Origin of the sequence: Rhizobium leguminosarum bv. viciae, assembly GCF_012276115.1 — a bacterium.
Lineage (GTDB): Bacteria > Pseudomonadota > Alphaproteobacteria > Rhizobiales > Rhizobiaceae > Rhizobium > Rhizobium leguminosarum_T.
In genome coordinates this window covers 70,993-87,825 of sequence record NZ_WIEU01000003.1, presented here as the reverse complement: position 1 = coordinate 87,825, position 16,833 = coordinate 70,993, and the positions used below count along the sequence as shown (strand labels likewise).

Genomic DNA, 16,833 nt, shown 5'->3' with positions numbered 1-16,833 from the left:
AATAACATGAGCGCGCTCAACGACAGGATTCCGGTCACCATCCTGACCGGCTTTCTCGGCGCCGGCAAATCGACGCTGCTCAACCGCATCCTCAAAGATCCTGTCATGAAGGATGCGGCCGTCATCATCAACGAATTCGGCGATGTCGGCATCGATCATCTTCTGGTCGAAAGTTCCGGCGATTCGATCATCGAGCTTTCCGATGGCTGCCTCTGCTGCACCGTGCGCGGCGAGCTTGTCGATACGCTGGCGAACCTGATGGACGCCGTGCAGACGCGCCGCGTCAAGCCGGTCAAACGCGTCGTCATCGAGACGACGGGCCTTGCTGATCCTGCACCGGTCATGCAGGCGATCATGGGAAATCCCGTCATCGCCACGAATTTCGAGCTCGACGGCGTCGTCACCGTCGTGGACGCGGTGAATGGGCTGCAGACGCTCGACAATCACGAGGAAGCGCGCAGGCAGGCGGCGGTCGCCGACCGGCTGATCGTCTCGAAAAAGACGATGGCCGAGGCAGCCGAGGGGCTGGAAAAGCGGCTGCGGGCGCTCAATCCGCGTGCGACGATGATGGATGCCGACAGCGCCGAGGCGGGCAGTGCCGCGGTGCTGGTCAACGGGCTCTACGATCCGGCGACGAAGATCGCCGATGTCGGCCGCTGGCTGCAGGACGAGGATGCCCACGAGGCGCATCACAATCACGACCACGGTCGTGATGGACATCACCATCATGATGATGACCACGGTCACCACCATCTTGATCATCACCATCTTGGTGATCAGGGGCATGCGCACCAGGATCCGCACGACGTCAATCGTCACGATGCCTCGATCCGTTCCTTCTCGATCATCGAGGAGAAGCCGATCGATCCGATGGCACTCGAGATGTTCATCGATCTGCTGCGTTCGGCCCATGGCGAGAAACTGTTGAGGATGAAGGCGATCGTGTCCGTTTCCGACCGGCCGGATCGGCCGCTGGTGCTGCATGGGGTGCAGAGCATCTTCCATCCGCCGGTGCGGCTTCCCGCCTGGCCGGGGGAAGACCGGCGCACGCGCATGGTGCTGATCACCCGGGATCTGCCGGAAACATTCGTGAAGGATCTCTTCGATGCCTTCCTCGGCAAGCCGCGCATCGATATGCCCGATCGTGCGGTGCTGTCGGACAATCCGCTCGCCATCCCCGGCATGCGGATTTAAACCGTTGATTTTTGTCGCCGCGCGATCTTCTTCAGGTCTTGCGTTTAAGAATGCTTGACATCCACTTGGCCTGCTGACCGCTGAGAAGGGTGCGATAGCGCTCCTGGCTTGCCGCCAGATGGGCGCGCATGGCGGCGCGGGCGGCTTCTGCGTCCCCGGCGGAAATCGCCTTCAAAATCGCCAGATGCTCGCGCTGCAGGCCTTCCTGATAGTTACGCGACAGCGTGCTGTCCGTACCCCAGGGCGAGGCGACGTCGCAGGGGATGGCCCGCATGCCAAGCGCATCGAGAACTTCGACATAATATGAATTATTGGTGGCAGCCGCGATTTCTCGGTGGAAAGCGAAGTCGCTCTTGCCGGTTGCTTCGCCGCGCTTGAGCAGCCGGTCGAATTCGAAGAATGCTTCCTGAATCTGCGCTTCCTGGGCCGCATTGCGCCGTAGCGCCGCAAGCCCCGCGCTCTCGATTTCCAGCCCCATGCGCACCTCGATAATGTTGAGCGCATGGGAAACCTTGTTGCCGACATCGCCGCTGATCGAACCGAAGGCAATCGTCGGATGGTTTTTGACGAAGACGCCGGCGCCTTGCCGCGCCTCGACGAGGCCGTCGGCGGCAAGGGTTGCAATCGCCTCACGGACAACGGTGCGGCTGACGCCGAAGAGTTCGCCCATCCGGGTCTCCGTCGGCAGCTTTTGGCCGGGCGCGTATACTCCGGACACGACCTGAGCGCGGATGGCCGAAACGACGCCTTCGGAGAGTTTCGGCCTTCGCTCGACCCTGAAATCTACGGCTGTGTCGGTCGCCATCTCGCACTCCTATTTGAACACGCTCGGCAGCCACAGCGAAATCGCCGGGATGTAGGTGACCAGCCCGAGCACCACGATGCCCGCACCGTAGAACGGCCAGATCGAGCGCATGGCCTCCCAGACAGAGATCTTGCCGACTGCACAAGCCACGAATTGCACCGCGCCGACTGGAGGCGTGTTCAGCCCTATGCCGAAATTCAGGATCATGATGACGCCGAAGTGCACCGGGTCGACACCGTAGGCTTGCGCCACCGGCAGAAAGATCGGCGTGCAGATGATGATGGTCGGCCCCATGTCCATAAAAGTGCCGAGCACAAGCATGAGGACATTGAGCAGGAGCAGCACCGTCAGCGGGTCGTCGGCGACGCTCTTCATCCAGATCACCAGCGAGGCAGGCACCTTGAGGAAGGCCATCAACCAGGAGAAGGCGGCGGCTGTGCCGATAATCAAAAGCACCATTGCCGTCGTGCGAACGGCACCCTGCGTGGCGTGCACGAAGTCTCTCCAGCTCATCTGCCGGTAGACCAGGAGGGTTATCAGCAGCGCGTAGAGCACCGCGATGCAAGAGCTTTCCGTCGCAGTGAAGATGCCGGACCTCACTCCGCCGAAGATGATGGCGATCAGCAGCAGCCCGGGGAGTGCGACCGCGAGCAAATGAGCCACCATGACAAAGCCCGGAAAGGGTTCTGTCGGATAGCCGCGCGAGCGCGCAACGATGTAAGCGGTCACCATGAGCGCGACCGCAAGCAATATTCCGGGCAACACGCCGGCGGTGAACAGGTCGGCGATGGAGATCTTGCCGCCGGCGGAGATCGAATAGATGATCATGTTGTGGGAGGGCGGCAGGAGCAGCGCGATCAGCGCTGCCATTGAAGTGACGTTCACCGCATAATCGGCGCCATAGCCGCGCTGCTTCATCTGCGGGATCATCAGGCCGCCGACGGCTGCGGCTTCTGCCACCGCCGAACCGGAGATGCCGCCGAACAGTGTGGCGGTGACGATGTTGACCTGGCCGAGGCCGCCGCGTACGTGGCCGACCAGGGAAGCGGCGAAGGCGACGATGCGGCTGGCGATGCCGCCGCGCACCATCAGGTCGCCGGCGTAGATGAAAAAGGGGATGGCGAGGAGCGAAAATACGCTCATGCCGGAATTCAGCCGCTGGAAGATGACCAGCGGCGGCAGGCCCATGTAGAGCACCGTGGCGAAGCTGGAGACGCCGAGGCAGAAGGCGATCGGCGTGCCTATCAGCATCAAGGTGGTGAAAACACCGAACAGGATCCAGAGTTCCATCGTGCTAGACTTTCAATTTGACGTTCGGATCGGCATTGATGTTTTCGATCTCGACGGCGATCTCCGCCGGCAGAATCTCATCCAGCGCATCGTCAATCGGTTCGCCGGCGAGGCGGAGCACGATGCGCTCCAGCGAGAAGATGACGGCAAGCACGCCGCCGCCTGCGAGCGGCAGATAGTCGAACGCGCCTGAGATACCTAGCGAAGGCAAGGTTGTGTTCCAGGTCAGGCTTATGAGCGCGCCGCCGTACCAGACCATGCCGGCGCCAAAGGCGAGAATGACGACGTCCGAGATCATGCGCAGGACGCGCTTGCCGGATTTCGGCAGCACATAAAGCAGCACGTCGAAACCAAGATGATTATTCTCTCGGATGCCGACGGCGGCGCCGAGGAAGATGAACCAGCTCATCAGCATGACCGAGCCCGGCTCCGTCCAACTCGGCGAGTCGTTCAGCACATAGCGGCAAAACACCTGCCAGGCGACAAAGACCGTCATCAGCACCAAGCCGGTGCCCGCCAGCCAAAGGGCGGCGTTGCTCAGGCGTGTCAGAAAATTGACGACGGGTGTCAGGTTGTTCGACATAAGGGCCTCGTCGAAATTGGGCGCTCACTCTCCCTTGGCGGGAGGAAACGAGAAAGATGTGCACGAAGCGGCGGGTGAACCGGGGTGGCGATAATTGTCCACCCCGATAACCGACGCCGCTTTCTGCAAAAAGGAAGGCAGGCTATGGCTATTGCACAGCCTTTACATCCTCGACCATCTTCTTCAGCACGTCATCTTTCACGTGCTTTTCGTAAACCGGGGCCATGGCGTCGATGAACCCCTGCTTGTCCGGCATGGTGATCTGAGCGCCGAGCTTTTCGACGTTGGTGCGCGATTCAGCGACCTTGGCTGACCACAGCTCGCGCTGCTTGGCGACGCTGTCCTTGGCCGCCTGCTTGAAGACCGCCTGATCCTCCGGCGTCAGCTTGTCGAACGCCGCCTTGTTCATGACGAACACTTCCGGCAGGATCGTGTGCTCGTCCAGCGAATAGTTCTTCGCCACTTCGGCGTGCTTGGCGGTGTCATAGCTCGGGAAGTTGTTTTCCGCGCCGTCGATGACGCCCGTTTCGATCCCCGAATAGACTTCTCCATAGGGCATCGGCGTGGCATTGGCGCCGAGGGCCGCCACCATGTCGACGAAGATATCGGACTGGATGACGCGGAACTTCAGACCTTTCATGTCGGCAACCGAATTGATCGGCTTCGTTTTGTTGTAAAACGAGCGCGCGCCGGCATCGTAGAAGGCAAGCACCACGAGACCGGCCGGTTCGAACGCCTTCTTGATCTGGTCGCCGATGGCGCCGTCCATGACCTTGTGCATGTGCTCTTCCGACCGGAAGATATAGGGCAGAGCCGGAACGACCGATTCCTTCACAGTGCCGTTGAAAGGCGCCATTGACACACGATTCAGCTCGATGACGCCGGAGCGCACCTGCTCGATCGTGTCTTTCTCCTCGCCAAGTTGGGCGGAATGATACACTTCGAGGGAATAACGGCCCTGCGTGCGCTCCTTCAACAGCTCGCCAAAATATTTGACGCCTTCGACTGTCGGATAGCCGTCCGGATGCGTATCGGACGATTTCAGCACCGTTTGAGCGCTGGCCGCGCCGCTCACGAATGAGGCGGCAACCATAAGACCGGCCGCCAGTTTAACAAAGTTTTTCATGCTTTCCTCCCGTTTTGCATGACGATTTATTCTCAGAGTCGATATCCCGGCTTTGCGACCTAGAGGAAGGTCCTCTGCACACTTTGCCTTCCGGTGATATTTCCACAACCGGGCGCTGATGGTCCGGCCCGAAAGGTTGCGTGAGTTGCAAGAGGTTCATCGAGACATACCAACCTCAACGTGCCCATTGGGTCCGATGGAGCAGTTGCATACCTCTGCACGCGAACACTGTCGCTCTTCTCGTGGAAACAGAAGACGTGGATCGATAGCCTCCTCTATTCTTGCCGTTCCTCCGATCGGCTCACTATGGCTAGATGCTGTAAAGTATAATGTCAACATACAAAAGCTGTGTAGTTGTATGATGAATTTTCGCCACTGCTTGCTCTCCTGTCGACGCTGTGAAAGCGCGAGCAGGCAAGGTCGGAGGCGCGGACGCAGTTGACGGTGAAGCCTATCGTGAACCAGGCTCGTTCAATTACGCTGGTTCTGCCCGATGGTTTGCTGGTCCCATGCTTCGGCAAGATATGCGCCGCAACCGCGTGGCTCTTTTAGATCTGCTTACTGGTTTGGGAGACGCGCTTCAGCGCTTGCGGATCAGGAAGCGGTGGCCGCTTTCGGTCTTTTCCGTCTCGACCAGTTCGTGGCCGTCCTCATTGCAGAAATGCGGCATGTCGATCACAGCAAGCGGATCGGTGGTGTCGACGCGAATGAGCGTGCCGCTCGCCATGGCGGCGAGCTTCTTGCGTGTCTTGATCACGGGGAGTGGGCATTTCAGGCCGCGAAGATCGTAGAGAACGGGGTTCAAGCCGTTCAGTTCCTCGCCCAGAATTTCCAGAACGGCTTCTTTGCCGTGGCGTCTGCCGTTTCCTGCGGTTCGGGCGCGGTAAAGGCCAGCGGATTCTGCATCGGCACCGGCACGACCGCGGGCGTCGCGGCAGCGACGGCCGTTGCCTGAGGCTGGGCAGGAGCTGCAGGCGTGGCGCCCGGCACGGTTTTGGCGGCGAGGCCCTGCGCGGTGCGCTTGGCCATCAGGTCTTCGAGTTCGGCGACCTTGACCATGCGACCGGCTTCCAGCGAGGTGCCGGTCGGAGCGTAAGCAAGTTCACGGCCCTTGCGCAGCTTGGCGACCACGGCCTTGCGCTCGGCTTCCGTGGGATCGTACCAGGCCATGCCGTCAAATTTGCTCATCGCCTTGGCATAATCGGCATCGTAGGTCTTGCCGTAGGCGGCAAGGGCGGCCGTCAGCGCCGGCGGCGTCGACATAGCAGGGCACTTGCCGGCGGCATTGAAGGCGCCGCCGTCGGCTGCCTGCTGATTGAAGACGTATTTCTTCTCGCAGACGTTCACTTCAGGCGGGCGTTTCGTCACTTCGAAATTGTCGTAGCCGACCTTCAACATCTTCCAGAAGTCGTAACTGCTGTCGAGGCGGTGCTTGACCATGTTTTCCGCCGTCATGCGGAAGGGGAAGGCCTGCAGTTGCACGGTCGACTGGCCGCCCTTGAAGGCGTCGCGGGCGAAGGCGTAGATCTCCAGCACCTGCTGGTCGGTCATCGAATAGCAGCCGGAGGAGGAGCAGGCGCCGTGGATCATCAGATCGGAGCCGGTGCGGCCGTTCGCCGCGTCGTAGCGGTTCGGAAAGCCGGTGTTGATCGCCAGATAATATTTGGAATTGGGGTTCAGGTTGGCGCGCGTCAGGTCGTAGAAACCTTCCGGCGCCTGCCGGTCGCCGGTCTTTACCTTCGGACCGAGACGGCCGGACCAGGCGCAGATCTTATAGTCGGCGATCTTGTCGAAACGGTTGTCGGTCTTCGCCTTCCAGATCTCCATGGCACCTTCTTCCTTGAAGATGCGGATCATGATCGGCGAATTGCGATCCATGCCCTTGGCGGACATCTGAGCGAGGATATGGCTGGGAAGCGGCTGCTCGACCTTGTTCTTGACCTTGGAAAGATCGACCTGCGCGGTTTCCAACGCGTCATTGCAGCCGGACAGAGCCAGCGCCATCAAGGAAATATAGGCAAAATGACGTATGCGCATCCCAACTAGCCCATAAAGATAATGCGACCCGGTCCGCCCATGGAGTCCCGGCATCAAACGGAATCATAGACGGCTTATACTTTACAAGTCCTTACCAGCCTATGACGTGCCTGGAACATCCCCGCAAGCGCGAATGCTACAGATAACATCAATGTGGCCAAGATTTGGCCCCAATCGGCGAAGAGCCGAATGTCCGTTAGAGATTGCGGCCCATGGCGAGGAATTTCTGGCGGCGGTCGTTGCGCAGCTGCTCGCCCGAGCGGGACGCCATTTCGGCCAGAGCACTGGCGATCACGTCGCCGGTTGCTGCTATCACGCTGTCGGGATCGCGATGTGCGCCGCCGAGCGGCTCGGAAATGATGCCGTCGATGACGCCGAGCGCTTTCAGGTCCTCGGCGGTGATCTTCATGTTGGTCGCCGCTTCCCGGGCGCGGGTGGAATCGCGCCAGAGAATGGAGGCGGCTCCTTCCGGCGAGATGACGCTGTAGATCGAATGCTCGAGCATGTAGACCTTGTTGCCGGTGGCGATGGCGATGGCGCCGCCCGAGCCGCCTTCGCCGATGACGACGGAAACCAGGGGAACCTTGACGCCGAGGCACATTTCCGTCGAGCGGGCGATCGCCTCGGCCTGGCCGCGCTCTTCGGCGCCGACGCCGGGATAGGCGCCTGCCGTATCCACCAGCGAAATCACCGGCAGGCCGAAACGATCGGCCATTTCAAGAATGCGGATCGCCTTGCGGTAGCCTTCCGGGCGGGGGCTGCCGAAATTGTGCTTCAGGCGGCTCTTGGTATCATTGCCCTTTTCCTGGCCGATGACGGCGACGGGCTGGCCGCGGAAACGGGCAAGGCCCGCCTGGATCGCGGCATCCTCGGAAAATTTGCGGTCGCCGGCAAGCGGCGTGAATTCCTGGAACAGCGTCTTGGCGTAATCGACAAAATGCGGGCGCTGCGGATGGCGGGCGACCTGCGTCTTCTGCCAGGGATTGAGCTTGGAATAGATTTCGACGATCGCGTCGCGGACGCGAACCTCCAGCCTGCCGATCTCATCGGTGGTGTCGATGCTCTCGTCTTCCGTTGCGAGCTTCTTCAGCTCGATGATCTTGCCTTCGAGGTCGGAGATCGGCTTTTCGAAGTCGAGATAATTGTGCATGAGGTGCGTTTCCGTTCCTTGTGCCCGGGGCGTTTTCCTGGCTCCGCCCCTTGTCGCCGGTCCTATTCGTGCTTTTTCGCCTGTTTGGCAAGGGGGTGATGCGTCTGGACAAGCTGCTGCAGCCTCTCTTCGAGGACATGTGTGTAGATCTGTGTGGTCGAAATGTCCGAATGGCCGAGGAGTTCCTGTACGACGCGCAGATCGGCGCCGTTGGCCAGCAGGTGGCTGGCAAAGGCGTGGCGCATGACATGCGGCGAGATCAGCGACGGCGTCAGGCCGGCGCGGATCGCCAGGTTCTTGAGGTCGCGGGCAAAAACCTGGCGCGGCAGGTATCCTTCCTTCGAGACGGAGGGAAACAGCCAGGGGCTTTCCTGCGGCTCCTTCGCCGCTGCATTTTCGGCCGCCAGCAGGCGCCCGTAGGATTTCAGGGCTGATATCGCCGATTGCGACAGCGGCACCAGCCGCTCCTTGTTGCCCTTGCCGCGGATCATCAGGAAACGGCCTTCCTGATCGAGCACGCGGGCAGGAAGCGAGACAAGTTCGCTGACCCGCATTCCGGTGGCATAGAGCAGTTCCAGCAGAGCCAGCATGCGCAGGCGCTGCAGCTGGCCCGGACCCGCATCCTCCGCCTCGGCCTCTGCCTGCGAAAGCAGCCTGCCGACCTCTTCGACGCCCATCGTCTTCGGCAGCGGACGGCCCTTCTTCGGTGCGTCGAGTATGCCGGTCGGGTCGTCGGTCCTCAGTCCCTCGGCGTAGAGGAACTTGTAGAACTGCCGCATGGCGGCAAGCCGGCGCGCCTGGGACGAGGGTTTGAAGCCCTTTCGGGCGAGCGAGGAGAGATAGGCGGCGAGATCGGCGGAGGCGGCTTCGGTGAGCCCTATGCTGCGCTCCTTCAGGAAGGATCTGATGTCGTCGAGATCGCGTTCATAAGATTGCAGCGTGTTGGCGGCAGCGCCGCGCTCGGCGCTCATCATCTCCAGGAAGGATTCCACATGGGCGCGGCCGAGATCCACCATGCCGGTCACTTCCTGGTCGTGTCGATCGCGCCCGTGGGGGGCGGATTGACCCGCTCGGACGGAATGCGGATGGTCACGTCGCGCGGCTCGGGCTCCACGAAGGTCACAAGCGCCAGCATCGCTCCGTAGACCGTCCCGGCGAGGATCGCGCAGACGAACAGGAAACGGAACAGGGTCGGCATCCAGCAACTCCTTCATGCTCTGCTTCTGTTATAAGAAGCCTATCTGCAAGTGCAAGAAGCGGTATTCAAGCCATGATTCCCTTGCCTGCGACTTGACGCTCCATCTGCATTTGTCGATACCGTTTGCAAACAAAGTGTGAATGGACCGATGAGTGAACAACTGCTGACCGTTGCTGAAAGCTTGAAAGACAGAGCTCGCGCCGCGCTCGGTTCACGCAATCTCATCCTTGTCGGCCTGATGGGCGCCGGCAAATCCTCTGTCGGGCGCATCGTCGCCAGCCAGCTCGCCATTCCCTTCATCGACAGCGATCTCGAGATCGAGCGGGTGTCGCGCATGACGATCGCCGAGCTTTTCGCCGCCTATGGCGAGCAGGAGTTCCGGGCGCTGGAAGCGCGGGTGATCAAGCGGCTGCTGAAGAGCGGGCCGCGTGTCGTCTCCACCGGAGGCGGCGCCTTCATCAACGACCGGACGCGCAAGCATATCAAGAAGGGCGGCCTTTCCGTCTGGCTGAAGGCCGATCTCGACGTGCTCTGGGACCGGGTCTCCAAGCGCGACACGCGGCCGCTGCTCAAGACCGAAAATCCGAAGCAGACGCTCGAGGGCCTGATGAATGCGCGTTATCCGATCTATGCGCAGGCCGATCTGACCGTGCTTTCGCGCGACGTCCGCAAGGAAATCATGGCCGACGAAGTCTTAAAGGCCTTGATCGAAGCTCAGAAGGAAAGTGCAGCGTCATGAATGCGATAATCTCCGCCTCCGCCATCCGAACGGTGCATGTGCCGCTCGGCGAGCGCGCCTACGACATCCTGATCGGGCCGGGGTTGATTGCGCGGGCCGGCGCCGAGATTGCCTCTCGCCTCAAGGGCCGCAAGGCGGCTGTTGTCACCGATGAAAATGTCGCGCCGCTCTATCTCAAAGCACTTGTCGCAAGTCTGGATGAAGCAGGTATCGCCTCGACTGAGGTCGTCCTGCCGTCCGGCGAGAAGACCAAGAGCTTCGAACATCTGATGACGGCCTGCGACAAGGTGCTCGAAGCCCGCGTCGAGCGCAATGATTACGTCATCGCGCTTGGTGGCGGCGTCATCGGCGATCTTTCCGGATTTGCGGCCGGCATCGTCCGTCGCGGCGTGCGCTTCGTGCAGGTACCGACCTCGCTGCTGTCTCAGGTCGATTCCTCCGTCGGCGGCAAGACCGGCATCAATTCCCGCCATGGCAAGAATCTGATCGGCGTCTTCCATCAGCCGGACCTGGTTCTGGCCGATACGGATGTGCTGAATTCGCTGAGCGAGCGCGAATTCCGCGCAGGCTACGCCGAGGTCGCCAAATACGGGTTGATCGACAAGCCGGATTTCTTTGCCTGGCTGGAAGCGAATTGGAAGTCAGTTTTTACCGGCGGCTCGGCGCGCATCGAGGCGATTGCCGCCAGCTGCCAGGCAAAGGCCGACGTCGTCGTTGCCGACGAGCGCGAGAACGGTCAGCGGGCGCTGCTCAATCTCGGCCATACATTCGGCCACGCGCTGGAAGCGGCGACTGCCTATGACAGCTCCCGCCTCGTGCATGGCGAGGGCGTTTCGATCGGCATGGTGCTGGCGCACGAATTCTCCGCACGGATGAACCTTGCAAGCACGGACGATGCGCGGCGCGTCGAGCGGCATCTGAAGGAGGTCGGCCTGCCGACCCGCATGTCCGACATTCCAGGCGACCTGCCGCCAGCCGAAACGCTGATGGACGCGATCGCCCAGGACAAGAAGGTCAAGAGCGGCAAGCTCACCTTCATCCTGACGCGCGGCATCGGCCAGTCCTTCGTCGCCGACGACGTTCCGGCGTCCGAAGTGATCAGCTTTCTCCGGGAAAAACACGCCTGATGTCGGTCGAAGGCGCTCTGGCATTTCTTTCGACATACTGGCCGGAGATCCTTTCGATCACGGCGCTGGTGCTCATGTCCGCCTTCTTTTCCGGCTCCGAGACCGCGCTCACCGCCGTTTCGCGCAGCCGTGTCCATACGCTCGAAGTCAACGGCGACGAACGCGCCGGCCTCGTCCGACAGCTGATCGAGCGGCGCGACCGGCTGATCGGCGCGCTGCTCATCGGCAATAATCTCGCCAATATCCTGTCCTCCTCGATCGCCACCAGCCTCTTCCTCGGGCTGTTCGGCAGTTCCGGCGTGGCGCTGGCGACGCTCGCGATGACCATCATCCTGGTCATCTTCGCGGAAGTGCTGCCGAAGAGCTGGGCGATTTCGGCGCCCGAGCGCTTCGCACTCGCCATCGCGTTGCCGGCCAGGCTGTTCGTTGCCGTCGTCGGCCCGGTTTCCTCCTTCGTCAATGCGATCGTACGGCAGATTCTTTCGCTGTTCGGCATCAATCTCTCACGCGAGATATCGATGCTGACGGCGCATGAGGAGCTGCGCGGCGCCGTCGATCTGCTGCACCGTGAGGGATCGGTGGTGAAGGCCGACCGTGACCGCCTCGGCGGCGTGCTCGATCTCAGCGAGCTCGAACTGTCCGACATCATGGTCCACCGCACCGCGATGCGGGCGATCAACGCCGACGATGCGCCGGAAGCAGTGGTGCGCGTCATCCTCGAAAGCCCCTATACGCGCATGCCGTTGTGGCGCGGCACGATCGACAACATCATCGGCGTCGTCCACGCCAAGGATCTGCTGCGGGCGCTTGCCGAGCCGAACATGGAGCCGCGGAACCTCGATATCGTGAAGATCGCGCAGAAGCCGTGGTTCGTGCCCGACAGCACCAACCTCGAGGACCAGCTCAACGCCTTCCTGCGGCGCAAGCAGCATTTCGCCGTCGTCGTCGACGAATATGGCGAGGTGCAGGGTATCGTCACGCTGGAGGATATTCTCGAGGAAATCGTCGGCGACATTTCCGACGAGCACGATATTGAGATACAGGGCGTGCGTCAGGAAGCCGATGGTTCCGTCGTCGTCGACGGCGGCGTGCCGATCCGCGACCTGAACCGGGCGCTCGACTGGAACCTGCCCGATGAGGAGGCGACGACGATCGCCGGCCTGGTCATCCACGAATCGATGACCATCCCGGAAGAGCGCCAGGCCTTCACCTTCTACGGCAAGCGTTTCGTCGTCATGAAGCGGGAGAAGAACCGCATCACCAAGCTGCGCATCCGCCCGGCCGGGGAAGACGGCGCAAAGCCAGCCTGATTCGGCTTGGGTTTTAGGCGGCGAATATCCATATAGGCTTCGGTGCCGCTACCAGCGGGTCGGTTCATCTGGTGCAGCCGGTTCAACGGCCAGCGCATGCAGGCCGGCATCGAGCTCCGGTTTCAACAGGTCGGTGATCGCCCGGTGGCGCGCCAGCCGCGACATGCCGGCGAATTTTCCGGAAACGATCCTCACCCGCATATGGGTTTCGCCGGTGCCTGACATATCAGGCTGGTGGCCGGCATGCAGATGGCTTTCGTCGATGACGCTCAGGCGTTCGGGCGCGAAGGCTTTAACAAGTTTTTCTTCGATGCGGGTTCGCAGGGTCATCATCCGGTCTTGCTGGTTCGCGAAAAGGGTTCCTACCAAGCCTGCAACATTCCCGTTTGTCAATTCTTGTTGTCGCTTCGCGACAGCCTCATAATTAGCGCCGTCATGAGACTTGATTCCAAATATTTCGATCGCATCCGAACACGCCGCAAACGCGAACCGGAGACAGAGCAGGCGCCGCCTACCTGTCAATGGGACGGGTGCGACAAGAAGGGGGCGCATCGCGCTCCCGTCGGCCGCAATGCGGAAGGCCAGTTCTTCTTGTTCTGCTTCGAGCACGTCAAGGAATACAACAAGGGCTACAATTATTTCTCCGGTCTTTCGGACGGCGAGATCGCGCGTTACCAGAAAGAGGCGATCACCGGCCATCGGCCGACATGGACGGTCGGCGTCAACAAGGCGGCGAAGGACAGTCCGCTGCATTCGGAGATCCGCTCCGGCGCCTATACCCGCGTTCGCGATCCCTTCGGCTTCGTCAAGGAAGGCGGCAAGGGCAGCGGACCGCGTTTCCCCCAGGCGCGCAAGCTGAAATCGCTTGAGACCAAGGCCTTCGAAACGATGGGCCTCGATGCCAATGCGACATCGGCGGAGATCAAGAGCCGCTACAAGGAACTGGTGAAGAAACACCATCCGGATGCCAATGGCGGCGACCGCGGCTCGGAGGAGCGTTTCCGCGCGGTCATCCAGGCCTATCAATTGTTGAAGCAGAACGGTTTTTGTTAATTCCCGTCCTTGCTCTTGGGCTTCAATCGGGTATGGTCCCAATCGGCTGAGGCCGCAGGCAAACGCGGCTCATATTTGTGCGTTTTCCCGACATCGCCTCCGCCGACCTTCCGGACGCGGCGTTTCTTGTCCGGGACTCTTTCAAGAATGCTCGCACGCGGTCATTATCCCGCCGAGGTTTCGTTTCAGTCCCGGAGAAGTATCGCCGACGTTCCGACCTGGACGGGCGCGGAATAAAAAACGCGGCGTCTGGGTTGCGACATGGCCTGAGACAGTATGGCCGGGTGGCATCACCCGCCTTGGAGACATGATGAGCAAGATCGACCTTGATATTTCCGAACTGCCCGATACCACCGTTTCGGTCCGCGAGGCCTTCGGCATCGATTCCGACATCCGCGTTCCCGCCTACAGCAAGGGCGACGCCTATGTGCCGGATCTCGATACCGACTACCTGTTCGACCGCGACACGACGCTCGCCATTCTCGCAGGCTTCGCTCATAACCGCCGCGTGATGATTTCCGGCTATCACGGCACGGGCAAATCCTCGCATATCGAGCAGGTGGCGGCGCGCCTCAACTGGCCCTGCGTGCGCATCAACCTCGACAGCCATGTCAGCCGTATCGATCTCGTCGGCAAGGATGCGATCGTCGTCAAGGACGGGCTGCAGGTCACCGAATTCAAGGACGGCATCCTGCCCTGGGCCTATCAGCACAATGTTGCGCTCGTCTTCGACGAATATGATGCCGGCCGTCCCGATGTGATGTTCGTCATCCAGCGCGTGCTTGAATCCTCCGGCCGCCTGACGCTGCTCGACCAGAGCCGCGTCATTCGGCCGCACCCGGCCTTCCGTCTGTTTGCGACTGCAAACACGATCGGCCTCGGTGACACGACCGGCCTCTATCACGGCACGCAGCAGATCAACCAGGCGCAGATGGACCGCTGGTCGATCGTCACCACGCTGAACTACCTGCCGCATGATCATGAAGTGAATATCGTCTCCGCCAAGGTGAAGAGCTTCGGCAAGGACAAGGGCGGCCGCGAGACCGTGTCGAAGATGGTGCGCGTCGCCGACCTGACGCGCGCTGCCTTCATGAACGGTGATCTGTCCACAGTCATGAGCCCGCGCACGGTCATCACCTGGGCCGAAAACGCCGAGATCTTCGGCGATCTCGCCTTCGCCTTCCGCGTCACATTCCTCAACAAGTGCGACGAGCTGGAGCGTCCGCTGGTCGCCGAGCACTATCAGCGGGCCTTCGGCGTCGAGCTGAAGGAAAGTGCCGCCAATATCGTTCTCGGAGCTTGAGACCGACCGATCATGGCAGCTCGCGGTGACAATTCGAAAGCAAAGCCCGGCGCGCCTGTCGACGTCGAGCCATTGCGCCGGGCGATAACCGGCTGCGTGCGCTCGATCGCCGGCGACGGCGATGTCGAGGTGACCTTCGCCAATGAACGGCCGGGGATGACCGGCGAGCGCATTCGGCTGCCGGAACTTTCCAAGCGGCCGACGGCGCATGAGCTGGCGGTCACTCGTGGTCTCGGCGATTCGATGGCGCTGCGGCTTGCCTGCCATGACGAGAAGGTGCATGCGACGATGGCGCCGCAAGGCTCGGATGCCCGGGCGATCTTCGATGTGGTTGAGCAGGCGCGTGTCGAATCGATCGGCGCGCTGCGCATGGAGGGCATGGCGTCGAACCTGCGCTCCATGACGGATGAGAAATATTCGAAGGCGAATTTTACCGGCATCGAGCGCCAGGAAGACGCACCGGTCGGCGAAGCGGTTGCGATGATGGTGCGCGAGAAGCTGACCGGCCAGCGCCCGCCGGCCTCCGCCGGCAAGGTGCTCGACCTCTGGCGCGACTTTATCGAGGACAAGGCAGGGTCCGAACTCGACAATCTGTCGAGCGCGATCAACGACCAGCAGGCCTTCGCCAAGGTCATCCGCAACATGCTGTCGGCCATGGAAATGGCCGAGGAATACGGCGACGATGACAACGACGCCGACAATGACGACCAGTCGGAGCAGGAAGACCAGCCGAGCGGCGACGAACAGGACCAGGACGAGGTCGACGAGGATGCCGGCACCGATGCCGCCCCCGTCGAGGACAGTGAAGTTGCCGACGAGCAGATGGAGGACGGCGAGACCGAAGGCGCCGAAATCTCTGACGACGACATGATGGAAGAAGGTGAGGACGATTCGGAAACGCCGGGCGAGACCCGGCGGCCGAATACGCCTTTCGCCGATTTCAACGAGAAGGTCGATTATCACGTCTTTACCGAAGAGTTCGACGAGATCATCACCGCCGAGGAACTTTGCGACGCCGCCGAGCTGGAGCGCCTGCGCGCCTTCCTCGACAAGCAGCTGGCGCATTTGCAAGGTGCTGTCGGCCGTCTCGCTAACCGGCTGCAGCGCCGCCTGATGGCGCAGCAGAACCGCTCCTGGGATTTCGATCTGGAAGAGGGTTATCTCGATCCAGCCCGGCTGCAGCGCATCATCATCGATCCGATGCAGGCGCTCTCCTTCAAGATGGAGCGCGACACCCAGTTCCGCGATACCGTCGTTACTCTGCTCATCGACAATTCCGGCTCGATGCGCGGCCGGCCGATCACGGTTGCCGCCACCTGCGCCGACATTCTTGCCCGCACACTGGAGCGCTGCGGCGTCAAGGTCGAGATCCTGGGCTTTACGACGAAGGCCTGGAAGGGCGGACAGGCGCGTGAAAACTGGCTTGCCGGCGGCAAGCCGCAGACGCCAGGCCGCCTCAACGACCTGCGTCATATCATCTACAAGTCGGCTGACGCGCCGTGGCGGCGCGCGCGCGCCAATCTCGGGCTGATGATGCGCGAGGGCCTGCTCAAGGAAAATATCGACGGTGAGGCGCTGATCTGGGCGCATAATCGCCTGCTCGCGCGCCGCGAGCAGCGCCGCATCCTGATGATGATCTCGGACGGCGCGCCGGTGGACGATTCGACGCTGTCCGTCAATCCGGGCAATTATCTCGAGCGCCACCTGCGCGCCGTCATCGAACAGATCGAGACGCGCTCGCCTGTCGAACTGCTGGCGATCGGCATCGGCCACGACGTGACGCGCTATTATCGCCGTGCCGTGACCATCGTCGATGCGGACGAGCTTGCCGGTGCGATGACCGAGCAGCTTGCTTCGCTGTTCGAGGACCAATCCGTCCAGCCGCGCGGCGGCCGGATACGCCGTGCCGGCTGACATC

The 16,833-nt window shown here is 61.5% G+C and carries 17 protein-coding genes; 7 read left to right on the top strand and 10 right to left on the bottom strand.

Annotation, left to right across the window (positions count from 1 at the left end):
- Window positions 1-6: 6 nt before the first annotated feature.
- Entirely contained in the window at window positions 7-1,194 is a 1,188-nt protein-coding gene (locus tag GFM02_RS06300) for a CobW family GTP-binding protein (protein ID WP_168321161.1), read from the top strand.
- Window positions 1,195-1,225: 31 nt separating this feature from the next.
- Here GFM02_RS06300 and GFM02_RS06295 read toward each other — a convergent pair whose 3' ends face one another.
- The 9 genes from GFM02_RS06295 to GFM02_RS06255 form a co-directional block, all read right to left on the bottom strand.
- On the bottom strand, window positions 1,226-1,999 hold the full coding sequence (locus GFM02_RS06295; RefSeq protein ID WP_131663259.1) for a FadR/GntR family transcriptional regulator: 774 nt from the start codon (window positions 1,997-1,999) through the stop codon (window positions 1,226-1,228).
- A 9-nt stretch (window positions 2,000-2,008) separates the two neighbouring features.
- A complete protein-coding gene (locus tag GFM02_RS06290; RefSeq protein ID WP_131663260.1) occupies window positions 2,009-3,289 on the bottom strand; it encodes a TRAP transporter large permease in 1,281 nt (426 codons plus the stop codon).
- A 4-nt stretch (window positions 3,290-3,293) separates the two neighbouring features.
- Entirely contained in the window at window positions 3,294-3,872 is a 579-nt protein-coding gene (locus GFM02_RS06285) for a TRAP transporter small permease (protein ID WP_011653741.1), read from the bottom strand.
- A 148-nt stretch (window positions 3,873-4,020) separates the two neighbouring features.
- Complete coding sequence (locus GFM02_RS06280; RefSeq protein WP_168321160.1) at window positions 4,021-4,998, bottom strand: TRAP transporter substrate-binding protein; 978 nt, start codon at window positions 4,996-4,998, stop codon at window positions 4,021-4,023.
- A 580-nt stretch (window positions 4,999-5,578) separates the two neighbouring features.
- Window positions 5,579-5,803 carry a sulfurtransferase TusA family protein gene (locus GFM02_RS06275; RefSeq protein ID WP_017989572.1) on the bottom strand — a complete coding sequence of 75 codons (225 nt, stop codon included), beginning with the start codon at window positions 5,801-5,803 and terminating at the stop codon, window positions 5,579-5,581.
- A gap of 5 nt (window positions 5,804-5,808) precedes the next feature.
- On the bottom strand, window positions 5,809-7,035 hold the full coding sequence (locus tag GFM02_RS06270; protein WP_168321159.1) for a L,D-transpeptidase family protein: 1,227 nt from the start codon (window positions 7,033-7,035) through the stop codon (window positions 5,809-5,811).
- A 196-nt stretch (window positions 7,036-7,231) separates the two neighbouring features.
- Window positions 7,232-8,185, bottom strand: a complete 954-nt coding sequence (locus tag GFM02_RS06265) for an acetyl-CoA carboxylase carboxyltransferase subunit alpha (RefSeq protein ID WP_168321158.1) — start codon at window positions 8,183-8,185, stop codon at window positions 7,232-7,234.
- A gap of 62 nt (window positions 8,186-8,247) precedes the next feature.
- Window positions 8,248-9,201: a site-specific tyrosine recombinase XerD gene (gene xerD, locus GFM02_RS06260; RefSeq protein ID WP_168321157.1), complete on the bottom strand. Its 954-nt coding sequence runs from the start codon at window positions 9,199-9,201 to the stop codon at window positions 8,248-8,250.
- A 5-nt stretch (window positions 9,202-9,206) separates the two neighbouring features.
- Window positions 9,207-9,383, bottom strand: a complete 177-nt coding sequence (locus GFM02_RS06255) for a hypothetical protein (protein WP_020051854.1) — start codon at window positions 9,381-9,383, stop codon at window positions 9,207-9,209.
- A 148-nt stretch (window positions 9,384-9,531) separates the two neighbouring features.
- Between GFM02_RS06255 and GFM02_RS06250 the strand changes: the two genes are divergently transcribed.
- From GFM02_RS06250 to GFM02_RS06240, 3 genes are read left to right on the top strand one after another with little or no spacing between them, the layout of a single operon-like run.
- Entirely contained in the window at window positions 9,532-10,122 is a 591-nt protein-coding gene (locus GFM02_RS06250) for a shikimate kinase (RefSeq protein WP_020051853.1), read from the top strand.
- Window positions 10,119-11,249: a 3-dehydroquinate synthase gene (gene aroB, locus GFM02_RS06245; protein WP_168321156.1), complete on the top strand. Its 1,131-nt coding sequence runs from the start codon at window positions 10,119-10,121 to the stop codon at window positions 11,247-11,249. Before GFM02_RS06250 ends, aroB begins: the two co-directional genes overlap by 4 nt.
- A complete protein-coding gene (locus tag GFM02_RS06240) occupies window positions 11,249-12,559 on the top strand; it encodes an HlyC/CorC family transporter (RefSeq protein ID WP_168321155.1) in 1,311 nt (436 codons plus the stop codon). The genes aroB and GFM02_RS06240 overlap by 1 nt, the downstream gene beginning before the upstream one ends.
- A 48-nt stretch (window positions 12,560-12,607) precedes the next feature.
- Here GFM02_RS06240 and GFM02_RS06235 read toward each other — a convergent pair whose 3' ends face one another.
- Window positions 12,608-12,892, bottom strand: a complete 285-nt coding sequence (locus GFM02_RS06235; RefSeq protein WP_027666811.1) for a BolA family protein — start codon at window positions 12,890-12,892, stop codon at window positions 12,608-12,610.
- 102 nt (window positions 12,893-12,994) lie between these two features.
- Here GFM02_RS06235 and GFM02_RS06230 point away from each other — a divergent pair, with 102 nt between their 5' ends.
- The 3 genes from GFM02_RS06230 to cobT all read left to right on the top strand — a co-directional run bounded on the left by GFM02_RS06230 (window position 12,995) and on the right by cobT (window position 16,829).
- Window positions 12,995-13,612, top strand: coding sequence for a J domain-containing protein (locus tag GFM02_RS06230; RefSeq protein WP_011653732.1), 618 nt, complete (start codon window positions 12,995-12,997; stop codon window positions 13,610-13,612).
- 310 nt (window positions 13,613-13,922) lie between these two features.
- A complete protein-coding gene (cobS, locus tag GFM02_RS06225; protein WP_003543345.1) occupies window positions 13,923-14,915 on the top strand; it encodes a cobaltochelatase subunit CobS in 993 nt (330 codons plus the stop codon).
- Window positions 14,916-14,927: 12 nt separating this feature from the next.
- Window positions 14,928-16,829, top strand: coding sequence for a cobaltochelatase subunit CobT (cobT, locus tag GFM02_RS06220; protein WP_168321154.1), 1,902 nt, complete (start codon window positions 14,928-14,930; stop codon window positions 16,827-16,829).
- Window positions 16,830-16,833 lie beyond the last annotated feature (4 nt).

Coding starts and splice junctions, on each gene's coding strand:
- GFM02_RS06300 (WP_168321161.1), top strand. CDS start 7: ATGAGCGCGCTCAACGACAGGATTCCGGTCACCATCCTGACCGGCTTT.
- GFM02_RS06295 (WP_131663259.1), bottom strand. CDS start 1,999: ATGGCGACCGACACAGCCGTAGATTTCAGGGTCGAGCGAAGGCCGAAA.
- GFM02_RS06290 (WP_131663260.1), bottom strand. CDS start 3,289: ATGGAACTCTGGATCCTGTTCGGTGTTTTCACCACCTTGATGCTGATA.
- GFM02_RS06285 (WP_011653741.1), bottom strand. CDS start 3,872: ATGTCGAACAACCTGACACCCGTCGTCAATTTTCTGACACGCCTGAGC.
- GFM02_RS06280 (WP_168321160.1), bottom strand. CDS start 4,998: ATGAAAAACTTTGTTAAACTGGCGGCCGGTCTTATGGTTGCCGCCTCA.
- GFM02_RS06270 (WP_168321159.1), bottom strand. CDS start 7,035: ATGCGCATACGTCATTTTGCCTATATTTCCTTGATGGCGCTGGCTCTG.
- GFM02_RS06265 (WP_168321158.1), bottom strand. CDS start 8,185: ATGCACAATTATCTCGACTTCGAAAAGCCGATCTCCGACCTCGAAGGC.
- xerD (WP_168321157.1), bottom strand. CDS start 9,201: ATGGTGGATCTCGGCCGCGCCCATGTGGAATCCTTCCTGGAGATGATG.
- GFM02_RS06255 (WP_020051854.1), bottom strand. CDS start 9,383: ATGCCGACCCTGTTCCGTTTCCTGTTCGTCTGCGCGATCCTCGCCGGG.
- GFM02_RS06250 (WP_020051853.1), top strand. CDS start 9,532: ATGAGTGAACAACTGCTGACCGTTGCTGAAAGCTTGAAAGACAGAGCT.
- aroB (WP_168321156.1), top strand. CDS start 10,119: ATGAATGCGATAATCTCCGCCTCCGCCATCCGAACGGTGCATGTGCCG.
- GFM02_RS06240 (WP_168321155.1), top strand. CDS start 11,249: ATGTCGGTCGAAGGCGCTCTGGCATTTCTTTCGACATACTGGCCGGAG.
- GFM02_RS06235 (WP_027666811.1), bottom strand. CDS start 12,892: ATGATGACCCTGCGAACCCGCATCGAAGAAAAACTTGTTAAAGCCTTC.
- GFM02_RS06230 (WP_011653732.1), top strand. CDS start 12,995: ATGAGACTTGATTCCAAATATTTCGATCGCATCCGAACACGCCGCAAA.
- cobS (WP_003543345.1), top strand. CDS start 13,923: ATGAGCAAGATCGACCTTGATATTTCCGAACTGCCCGATACCACCGTT.
- cobT (WP_168321154.1), top strand. CDS start 14,928: ATGGCAGCTCGCGGTGACAATTCGAAAGCAAAGCCCGGCGCGCCTGTC.